Source organism: Halodesulfovibrio sp. (genome assembly GCF_025210605.1).
Taxonomy (GTDB): Bacteria; Desulfobacterota; Desulfovibrionia; order Desulfovibrionales; family Desulfovibrionaceae; genus Halodesulfovibrio.
Genome location: NZ_JAOARI010000008.1, coordinates 1 through 9,759 on the forward strand (window position 1 = coordinate 1; position 9,759 = coordinate 9,759).

Genomic DNA, 9,759 nt, shown 5'->3' on the forward strand with positions numbered 1-9,759 from the left:
AGCTGATCTCTAAATCAATCCGATTCGCTATTTAATTGTCAAAGAGTTTCAAAGCGACGACAAAAGACCAGTTGTCTTCCGAAGTGCGAAAAGCGTTTTGCCTTATCCCGCTTCAGGAGTCAACCTCTTTTTTAACTTTTTTTTAAAGAAGTTGTCTTTCGTTTTGCATCGTTACTTGAAAATGAACAAGCTGCTCGGTGTCGCCCTGTCTGGGCTGCTCCGTTGCAGCGAGAGACGTTCTATGCAAACGGCACCTTCCCGTCAACAACTTTTTTACTTTTTTTTGATTCTTTTTCAAAAAACCCACAGCCACTTACACCCCATTTCCCCCAAAGCCCTTGTCGCAGAACAGTTTCTGGCAAAAAGATATGTCTTCAATGGCGCTGCCGCAGGCTTTCAGGTGTCTCCGACGGCGCTGCCGCGGGCTTCAAGAACCTTTCTCGAAGAAAGGTTCTTAAAAATCTCCAAAGACTTTTACTCGCGAGGTCAGCACGTTTTTTACACCACCTCGCGGCTTACGCACCACTACCTTACTTAATTAAAGCGCTAAGCAAAAATCAAGCTCCCTCCAGTCAACGCTGAAACAAACTGTCGAAAAGAGGTAGCCCACTTAGTATCCCCCCTCAAAAAACATCCCCCTTAATCAGAATCAGGGAACACATGTTCATACAAAAGAAAGGGTGGAGTAAAAAACTCCACCCTTTCTTTATTCTTGTTCCATCCTTGAATAAGTCCTTTTGTTGTGAACTTATTCAACAGACTGACATAAAAAGAAATTTACCTAAACGGGGTCAAGGGGACGTGTCCCCTTGCGGGGGTGCAGGGGGCAGCGCCCGCCTGCCCGTCGGAGACACACCACCTTCGTTCACCTGCCCGTCGGAGACTCGCCGAAGGCTAAAAAAAAGAGCGAACCGCAATACGATTCGCTCTCTGCTACTATATATAGCTTCACCTAACCTTTGATGACACCGAAACCCGGAATATACAAATGTTGCTCAAACTTCTTCAGCAACCAGCCAGCGATGGTGACAAGAAACAAGTAGTATGCCCCGACAACCATAAAGGCTTCTGTAAAGCGGAAAGTGTGCGCTGCAATGCCGCGCGCTTCGCCTGTTAGTTCGATACATGTAATGATATACGCCAGCGATGAGTACTTGATGAGGTAGATTACCTCGTTACCACAACCTGGCAATGCCCTGCGGAACGCCTGCGGGACAACAATCCAAAGGACAGTCTGAATTTTACTCATACCTAGCGCAGCAGCTGCTTTGAGCTGTCCTTCGCGGATAGAAAGTAACGCACCGCGAATGTATTCAGAGTTATACGCGCCACTACAGAGAGTAAAACCGACAATGGCTGCTTGTTCCGGCTCCAAATAGATACCAAGCTTAGGCAGTCCATAATAAAGGATGAAAAGCTGTACCATGAGCGGAACACCGCGGAACAGCGCTGTATAAAAGTCCATCAACTTTTGCACAAGCCTGTTTCCGAAGACGCGACAGCAGCCAACCGCAATACCGAGAAGCTGCCCCATGATTGCGGACGGAACAATGAGCATTACGCTCATGAGCAGCCCCCTGTTTACAGCAGGAAGCAGTTGTTCTGTGTAAAATGGATCCACTAGTCAAGCTCCTCGCACATATCAGACAGCTTGTTACAGAAGTCAGCGGTACGTGTTCCTGAACCTTCTTTAAGAAGTGCTGTCGGAGAACCGTGTTCGATAATTTCGCCCTGCTGCATAAATACAATCTCATCCGCCAGTGCTCGCGCAAAATCCATCTGGTGGGTTGCCATAATCATGGTAAGCCCCTCTTTTGCAAGATCACGGATTACGGAAAGAACCTCACCCACTAATTCTGGATCAAGCGCAGAGGTCGGCTCATCAAGCAAAAGCACCTTTGGCTCCATGGCAAGCGCACGAGCAATTGCAACGCGCTGCTTCTGACCACCAGAAAGCTCAGCAGGATAAAGATCTCCTTTATCGGACAACCCTACCCGCTTAAGTTCTTTCTTCGCAATATCGGTTGCTTCCCGTTTGCTCATGCCTTTCACTTTACGGAGAGCAATGGAAACGTTGTCTACAGCGGTAAGGTGATCGAATAGGTTAAAGTCCTGAAAGATCATACCAACCTGCTGGCGGTATGCGTACAGCTCTTTTTTACTGCCGGTATCTACTACGTTACCTTCTAAAAGAATCTGTCCCTGCTCTGGAATAAGCAGGTAGTTAATACACTGCAAAAATGTAGATTTACCCGCACCGGACGGCCCGATGAGCACTTTGAGTTCCCCGCGGTTAATATCGAGAGAAACTGATCGTAAAATTTCTTTCCCGCTAAGTGTCTTGCAAATTCCCTGCATCTGCAAAATAGGGGTGTTGTTCTCACTTGGCATGTATATATCCCTTACGTGGTATAGCCCGGAATACGGACTTTCTTTTCGAGAGTGAGCAGCAGCTTTACGCCCACCAAGGTAATAATAAAGTAAATTGCACCGGCAGTCATAAACAGGGTGAGATGTTCATAGGTTCTGGACGCAACAAAATGTGTGCGTGTGAACATATCCATTGCACCCACAACATACGCCAGCGCAGAGTCTTTAAGGATAATAGAAAATTCGTTGGACCATCCGGGAATAGACAACCGCAACGCCTGTGGAAGAATGATATTACAGACACCCTGCATGTCTGACATTCCCAACGCACGGGACGCTTTAAGCTGTCCTTGCGGTAAGGCTTCTATAGAGCCTCGGAAAATTTGTGACTGGTAGGCAGCACTCGTCATCCCCAATACTATGGATGTAGCTGCAAGAGCAGATAGGTTTAGTCCTAACAAATCGAAAATGCCGAAGTAAAAAAGGAACATGAGTGTCAGAATTGGCACTCCCCGGAAAAACCAGACATAGAGCCCGAGAATGAAGCGAACAAATCGCGGTCCGTAGACCAAACCAACTGCCATAGGAATACCCATGACTAGACCGAGGCTCATTGCGCCCCCGACTATACCCAACGTCACGAGTGCACCTTGTAATATATATGGCAGTGCATCTAAAATTACTGCTAACTGTTCTAGCATATACTATCGGACAAACATTCCGTTCGTCCTTCCTCCTTCGATGTGCGGTAGCACGCAATAAAAAAGCTGAGAGCGTTTTAATGGAACACGCTCTCAGCTGAAACAGTATCTATATTAAGAGCCTACAAGCCAATTAGTGCTTGCCACCCTTCAGATGCTTTTCTTTGAGAACTTCCCAATAAGGATCAGCTTTCAGCATTTTGATACCTTTGTTGATCAATTCAAGAAGCTCTGGATTATCTTTATTGATAGCAACACCAAAGTCTTCATGATCGCCGAAAGTGTCAATAACAGCCAATGGCAGTCCACGACCAATTGCATCGTTAACAGGAGCAGCATCCATTGCTACAGCCTGAATACGACCATTCATAACATCCTGAAATGCAAGCGGAGCAGAGTCGTAGAACTTCAAAGTAAAGTTCCAGCCTTCTTTAGCCATGTGTTCTTTAAGCCATTCAACCTGCGGGGTGCCGGACTGCACACCGAGACGTACTTTATCGTGCTGTATTTTGTCTACAGTAAGACCGGAACCTTTTTTAGCAGCGTAGACATTTGCAACAGTGTAGTACGGCATGGAGAAATTCACTTTTGCAGCGCGTTCTGGAGTAATGGTCATGCCGGAGTAAACCATATCGATTTTATTTGAGAGCACGCTCTGTACGATAGTTGACCATTCCATAGGCTTATGAACAACCTGAAAACCGAGTTTTTTTGCAATCCAATTTAAAGAATCGACATCAAAACCGGCTGGTTCACCATTTTTGTCAACATACGCAAAAGGAGGGTAGTTTGCATCAATACCGTTAATATAGGTTTTTTCTGCAAATGCTCCTGTGCCGAACATTAAAACCAAACCAAGTGCTGCAATAAGCAGACGTGTTGTTCTAAGCATTTTGTTCTTCCTTCTAGCAAGATAGGTAGCAACATAAACAAACGGCATTTCCATACCATTTGCTTTCCCTAATAACCCACAACTATCTTGGCTAGCAGAAAGTAGCCCTAGTCGCAACTACCAAATTAGACAATTTTGCAAAATCAAGGCGTTGCGCATATTGAGATGCTTCAGAATGCCCCTTGTTACCCACAACCTCTTCTGACTTTTATAAAAATGACAACGATCACACGGTAGGCATAATGTATAACAGACTCTAAATCCCAGCCATGTCCCTTTTTTAAGCGGTTGCCCCAGTAGAGGCAACTCTTTTACAATGACCGCACTAGTATTTATTTTTAGTAGCATTCGCTGCATATAAAAAAGCCGCTGCATTCATAACACAGCGGCTTTTAGACCATCATCGTTTACTATATCAGGACTTTTTAAGTGCTTTCTTCAGTGTAAAGATAAATGCCGCACCCGTACCTTTTTCTTTGTCCACTGGTGATTCTACGCGAATATCACCACCGTATGATCGGATAATCCTGCGGCAAATTGCAAGCCCAAGTCCGGCACTACCGTCTTTTGCCACAGGCGATTCTTCATTTTCCAAACGATAAAAACGCTCGAAGATCCGGCTTTGACTTTCAGCTGGAATACCCGACCCTTCATCGCGAATGCTAAATGTCGCGATCCCGTTACGCAGCCGTAATCCAACAGCAACGGTTGAATTTTTAGGACTATACTTAATAGCGTTATCAATAAGATTTCGAAGAACTTCCGAAAGCCCGCCAGCATCAGCAATCACATGAATATCGTAATGATCCACATACGATTCCAGCGTTATGCCTTTCTCATCAGCTGCCGGAATCATATCCCGCACAGTCTGCTCTAAAACTTCTTCTGCATCTACAGAGGTAAGCTGACTGCTCGCCTTAATATGCTGCGAACGAGCAAGAACAAGTAAAGAATTTACCATTTTTGTCATATGGTCAGCATTGCGTAAAATTATCGTGAGAAACTTTACTGCGGTAGAATGCGGAGTTTCAGGTGCATCAATAAGTGTCTCTGCGTATCCTTTAATACTTGTAAGAGGCGTCTTGAGTTCGTGCGAAACATTCGCCACAAAATCTCGGCGAACACACTCAAGCTGCTCACGCTCACTGACATCATGGAACACAAGTACCATTTTGCGCGCTTCTTGACGGTCACGGAACGGTACAAGGTTAACGACAAGATACACAGATTCCGGCAACTCCAGGACTAAGCTGGCGTTTTTAGGAATAGGTGATGCAAGAATTTCATCCACAGCTTGCTGCAAATCCGGCTGCATAGTTGCTTCTATGACAGTCCGCCCTTCACAACCTTCAACACAGCCTAGCATTGCCATGAACGCCGCGTTGCAAGAGTGAATTCGTCCACGCTCATCAAGAACCATAACCCCTTCTGTCATGCCATCAAAAACAGCTTCCAGCCTGTTTTTTTGGTCAACTACCATGCGCAGATGCATTTCAATATTCTGCGCCATATCATTAATAGCAGATACTAAGGGCTCAAACTCGGTTCCCGGATATGTCCGGATTCGGCGTTGATACTGTCCAAGACCAATTGCCTGTGCGGCACTAGCCAACCTGCGAATCGAGATAAGAAACGGCCTTGTCACCAAAAAGCCGAACAGCACAGTACCAAAAGCAGTCAACGCAAAAACCCACAGCATGCCAGCCTCAAGACGGGTCAACCGTTCACTTGCTGAAGAAGCAGGGATTGCTACACGCATAATGCCAGCCGGAATAATGCCATGCTGCTTTTCCACACGCGCTGCATAAATCAGATCCTTCTCGATTGTTGTAGAAAAGCGAACCTCGACGCCGGTCTTACCCTCCAAGGCGGTGAGAACTTCCGGTCTGTCGGCATGGGAAGGGAGCAAATTAAGTTCTGCGAAGGGAACATTAGTATCCGCAATGACTTTTCCATCGACAATATATGTCACACGAACATTAAGCTGGCTTGCAAGCTCATTCAGCCACCCTGCAAACTCAGGGACTGAAGTAAACGTATGTTCGCGAGTCGTCCACGCCACGGTATTAAGATAGGTCACAGCTCTGGCTTTCGCATCACGCAAGATATCAGTGCGCAATGATGAATCGAAATAATAAAATGGTGGAACCAGTGCGACCATTAAAAGAAGAAACATGCCCGTTAAGAGCCTGTTACGGATAGAATAGTTGTTCATGGCATTTATTACCCGCTACGTTGTGGCAATTGTATGACTGTTATGTTACATCGCGAAAGTACGGTGCAGAATTGATTTTGACAATAGCATGACCTTATCTAACAGGCTAAAAGGTACCTGCTAGCCGTCAAATAAATTTAAACAATCGGAAACTCTAAACATATGGATATATATACTGTTTTCCTTGTACTGGCTGTATTAGCCGGTTTCATGATGGCATTCAACCTTGGTGCGAATGACGTTGCAAACTCAATGGCATCTGCTGTTGGTGCTAAAGCCATTACAGTAAAACAAGCTGTGCTTATTGCAGGTGTTCTTAACTTTGCAGGCGCAGTTTTTCTTGGTTCTCAGGTTACCAAGACTATCTCCAAGGGAATTATCAACCCCGAAATGATAACTGATCCTAAGATTCTTATGATCGGTATGTTCGCAGCGCTGCTATCCGCAGGGCTATGGGTTCTTGTTGCAACGCTCACAGCGCTTCCTGTTTCGTCCACACATTCTATTGTCGGGTCTATTCTCGGCTTCGGCTTTGTTGTCGGCGGACCGGAAGTTGTTAACTGGGGCAAACTGGGTTTTGTTGTTCTTTCCTGGATTATCTCACCACTTTTTGGTGCTGTTATCGCAGGATGTATTTTTGCATCAATCCGTAAGCGAATCCTCTTCCGTAGCCAAATGCTTATGCATGCACGCAAGTGGGCTCCATTCTGGATTGCTTTGACGTTTACACTGGTGTTTTTATCTTTCCTGTTCAAAACACCATTCGGCAAAAACCTGCACCTTACTTGGTGGGATGCACTCTACCTTGCGCCGATTGTAACTGCGATATTCTGGAGTATTTCCAGAATGTTTATTCATAAACTTATCCCTAATGTAGATGAAGAATCTGAAGCCGTTGAAGGACTGTTCCGTAAAATGCAGGTAGGTACATCCTGCTACGTTGCAGTTTCTCAAGGGGCTAACGATGTTGCAAACGCTATCGGTCCGGTAGCCGCCATCTACATGATTGCCCGAGATCACGCCCTGCTCAGCAGTGCAGAAGTGCCGCTATGGCTTCTTGTTGTCGGCGGACTCGGCATCACCCTTGGTATCTCTGTACTCGGTTATAAAGTTATGGAAACCGTGGGCAGTAAAATTACCACACTAAACAACACTCGTGGTTTTGCTGTTGATTTTGGCGCAGCGACCACAGTACTTATTGCTTCCAACCTCGGTATGCCAGTATCCACAACACACGCCTCTGTAGGCTCTATTGTCGGTGTTGGCGTCGCCCGTGGTTTTGGTACAGTTAACTTTAGAATTTTATTCAAAATCGTTCTCTACTGGGTACTCACTGTGCCAATTGCAGCACTGAGCAGTATCATTATATTCCAGTTACTTAGATGGACGATTATTTAAAGCTTTTACCGGTAGAATCTTAGGAGGAAACTGAAATGAAATTACGCGTTCCATTTTTTGGAATGTTATCCGACCGCACCCCTATGAGCGGCTTGCTCGAGCACTACGGGCAAATTGAAAAAGGCATGGGGCTTATCCATGAGTCCATGGAATGCTACATTACCGGCGGCGCATGTCGTGAGTTTTACTCCCTGCAACAGGAAGTGGATGAAGCAGAATACCATGCGGATAAAATTAAACGTAATATCCGTAACCACCTTCCGCACGGTTTATTTATGCCTGTGGATAAAACTCTGTTCATCAACTACACCCGCAGTCAGGACAACATTCTTGACTCCGGTCAAGAAGCACTCAACTGGTTAGGTATGCACCGCCTTGCCATTGAAGAAGATATGCAAAAACTGCTTCTTGATTACCTGTACGAAGTAGCTAAGACCATCGAACTCTTGAAAGATGCGCTCGAAGCAACCATTGATCTTGTGCAGGGAACTGCGGCTGTGAGTCGCCAGAAAACAAAAGAGCATTTCCGCGGCATTCGCGCTCAACAGCGTAACGTGTTTCGCATGAAACAAAATCTCATGGCGGAACTGTACGATCTCAATCGAGACTTCAAAGAAGTCTACCAGCTTATGAAGTTTGTAGACTGCCTCTTCGATATGAGTCACAACGCCGAAAATTGTAGCGACATGCTTCGTGCAATGATCGTTAGATAACCATTATGCCTGCGAGCCCTGATCGCAGGCATTTTTATTATATGCAACCATCCACACCATCCGTTTCTGTAGTTATGCCCGTATACAACGGAGCTAACGCACTCTCTACTGCTGTCGACAGCATCCTTGCCCAAACGTTTACCGATTTTGAATTCATTATTGTTGATGACGGGTCAACCGATTCAACACTCAAAATAATACAGGAATACATCGCACACGATGAGCGCGTGCGCGGTTTTACCATTCCACATTCAGGTGTAGCGACCGCAGCAAATGCCGGACTGTCCAAAGTACGCGCAAGACTCATCGCCCGTATGGATGCCGATGACTATTCCTTGCCTGAACGATTAAACCAGCAGGTTGCCTACCTACATGGACACCCTGAAATAGGTTTAGTTGGCACCCGCGTTACATTTGGTGGTGATAGAAACACCGCGGGTGGATATGCGCGATATGTTGACTGGACAAATACCCTGTTAACGCCTGACGACATCAGTATTCGCCGATTTCAGGAAGCCCCCTTTGCTCACCCAAGCACAATGTACAGAACGGAGCTTATCGAACGCTTCGGGGGATACAAGACAGGTAACTTACCGGAGGACTATGAACTCTGGCTCCGCTGGATGTCTCTAGGAGTTAAGGCCGCAAAACTGCCGCAAGAGCTTGTTGTCTGGAATGACCCGCCTAATCGTCTCTCACGCATTGGGGAGCAATGCAGCGTGGATAATTTCTACAAAATGAAATCGCCTTATCTAGCAGACTGGCTTCACAACAATGTTGCACCCGATAAAAAAATATACATCATTGGAGCAGGCAAAAGCAGCCGCCAGCGAGCCTTGCTGCTAGAGCAATATGGCGTTGTTATTTCTGGCTGGATCGATGTTGACCCAAAAAAGATAGGTAATGTTGTGCATGGCAAACGGGTTACAGGCAGAGAAACTCTGGAACAGGAAAATTGCTTTGCTGTTGCATACCTTGCTGGGCACGATGCCAACGAGCAACTCGAAGAATTTATGCAGGCTAAAGGATTCACCCTCGGCACAGATTACATCTTAGCCTCATAGCAACATTTTTTTATCCTGAAGTGTTATCGAGCGTAGTTAGCACTCTGCCAGGAACACACTCTTCCTTCTGATACGCTAAAAACATACTGAAATTTATTCACTCTTGATATCAAAAGCCTCAAGTGTAAAACGTGTCATTTCTAAGCTCTCTTCAAGAGCAATAACCACCTCTACATTCCACCATCAAGACACATCAACTGCATATCATCCAGAAAGACAAGCTTAGAGAATCCCCCCAGAGCAAAAGAAGACTCTTAAGGAAAGGAACAAAGAACACCTGCTAGCGTACTTGCTAAAGCATAGACCAAAAAAAAGACCGCGTTTCTTATGAAACGCGGTCTAGAAATAAATCTTGGCAGCGACCTACTTTCCCACAGGCTCCCCTGCAGTATCATCGGCGATGGTC

The 9,759-nt window shown here is 45.8% G+C and carries 9 protein-coding genes; 4 read left to right on the forward strand and 5 right to left on the reverse strand.

What is annotated here, in order from left to right:
• Window positions 1–241: 241 nt before the first annotated feature.
• Window positions 242–538: a hypothetical protein gene (locus tag N4A56_RS02645; protein WP_295544901.1), complete on the forward strand. Its 297-nt coding sequence runs from the start codon at window positions 242–244 to the stop codon at window positions 536–538.
• Window positions 539–952: 414 nt separating this feature from the next.
• On the opposite strand, the gene N4A56_RS02650 is transcribed toward N4A56_RS02645, so the two are convergent.
• The 5 genes from N4A56_RS02650 to N4A56_RS02670 form a co-directional block, all read right to left on the reverse strand.
• Window positions 953–1,621: an amino acid ABC transporter permease gene (locus N4A56_RS02650; RefSeq protein WP_295544903.1), complete on the reverse strand. Its 669-nt coding sequence runs from the start codon at window positions 1,619–1,621 to the stop codon at window positions 953–955.
• Window positions 1,621–2,391 (reverse strand): amino acid ABC transporter ATP-binding protein, encoded by a 771-nt coding sequence (locus N4A56_RS02655; RefSeq protein ID WP_295544904.1) that lies wholly within the window; start codon window positions 2,389–2,391, stop codon window positions 1,621–1,623. Before N4A56_RS02655 ends, N4A56_RS02650 begins: the two co-directional genes overlap by 1 nt.
• Window positions 2,392–2,402: 11 nt before the next feature.
• Complete coding sequence (locus N4A56_RS02660) at window positions 2,403–3,071, reverse strand: amino acid ABC transporter permease (protein WP_293667766.1); 669 nt, start codon at window positions 3,069–3,071, stop codon at window positions 2,403–2,405.
• 133 nt (window positions 3,072–3,204) lie between these two features.
• Window positions 3,205–3,963, reverse strand: coding sequence for an ABC transporter substrate-binding protein (locus N4A56_RS02665; RefSeq protein WP_293667768.1), 759 nt, complete (start codon window positions 3,961–3,963; stop codon window positions 3,205–3,207).
• A gap of 415 nt (window positions 3,964–4,378) precedes the next feature.
• On the reverse strand, window positions 4,379–6,178 hold the full coding sequence (locus N4A56_RS02670) for an ATP-binding protein (protein ID WP_293667770.1): 1,800 nt from the start codon (window positions 6,176–6,178) through the stop codon (window positions 4,379–4,381).
• Between the two features lie 162 nt (window positions 6,179–6,340).
• Between N4A56_RS02670 and N4A56_RS02675 the strand changes: the two genes are divergently transcribed.
• Genes N4A56_RS02675 through N4A56_RS02685 form a run of 3 tightly spaced genes read left to right on the forward strand, consistent with a single transcriptional unit; the run spans window position 6,341 to window position 9,353 of the window.
• Window positions 6,341–7,576 carry an inorganic phosphate transporter gene (locus N4A56_RS02675; RefSeq protein WP_293667771.1) on the forward strand — a complete coding sequence of 412 codons (1,236 nt, stop codon included), beginning with the start codon at window positions 6,341–6,343 and terminating at the stop codon, window positions 7,574–7,576.
• A 35-nt stretch (window positions 7,577–7,611) separates the two neighbouring features.
• Window positions 7,612–8,289 carry a DUF47 family protein gene (locus N4A56_RS02680; RefSeq protein WP_293667773.1) on the forward strand — a complete coding sequence of 226 codons (678 nt, stop codon included), beginning with the start codon at window positions 7,612–7,614 and terminating at the stop codon, window positions 8,287–8,289.
• A gap of 41 nt (window positions 8,290–8,330) precedes the next feature.
• Window positions 8,331–9,353 carry a glycosyltransferase gene (locus tag N4A56_RS02685; RefSeq protein WP_295544907.1) on the forward strand — a complete coding sequence of 341 codons (1,023 nt, stop codon included), beginning with the start codon at window positions 8,331–8,333 and terminating at the stop codon, window positions 9,351–9,353.
• The last annotated feature ends 406 nt before the right edge of the window (window positions 9,354–9,759 follow it).

What these genes read in the sequence shown, in the direction of transcription:
- N4A56_RS02655 (WP_295544904.1), bottom strand. Translation starts at nt 2,391, where the DNA reads ATGCCAAGTGAGAACAACACCCCTATTTTGCAGATGCAGGGAATTTGC.
- N4A56_RS02670 (WP_293667770.1), bottom strand. Translation starts at nt 6,178, where the DNA reads ATGAACAACTATTCTATCCGTAACAGGCTCTTAACGGGCATGTTTCTT.
- N4A56_RS02675 (WP_293667771.1), top strand. Translation starts at nt 6,341, where the DNA reads ATGGATATATATACTGTTTTCCTTGTACTGGCTGTATTAGCCGGTTTC.
- N4A56_RS02665 (WP_293667768.1), bottom strand. Translation starts at nt 3,963, where the DNA reads ATGCTTAGAACAACACGTCTGCTTATTGCAGCACTTGGTTTGGTTTTA.
- N4A56_RS02680 (WP_293667773.1), top strand. Translation starts at nt 7,612, where the DNA reads ATGAAATTACGCGTTCCATTTTTTGGAATGTTATCCGACCGCACCCCT.
- N4A56_RS02660 (WP_293667766.1), bottom strand. Translation starts at nt 3,071, where the DNA reads ATGCTAGAACAGTTAGCAGTAATTTTAGATGCACTGCCATATATATTA.
- N4A56_RS02685 (WP_295544907.1), top strand. Translation starts at nt 8,331, where the DNA reads ATGCAACCATCCACACCATCCGTTTCTGTAGTTATGCCCGTATACAAC.
- N4A56_RS02645 (WP_295544901.1), top strand. Translation starts at nt 242, where the DNA reads ATGCAAACGGCACCTTCCCGTCAACAACTTTTTTACTTTTTTTTGATT.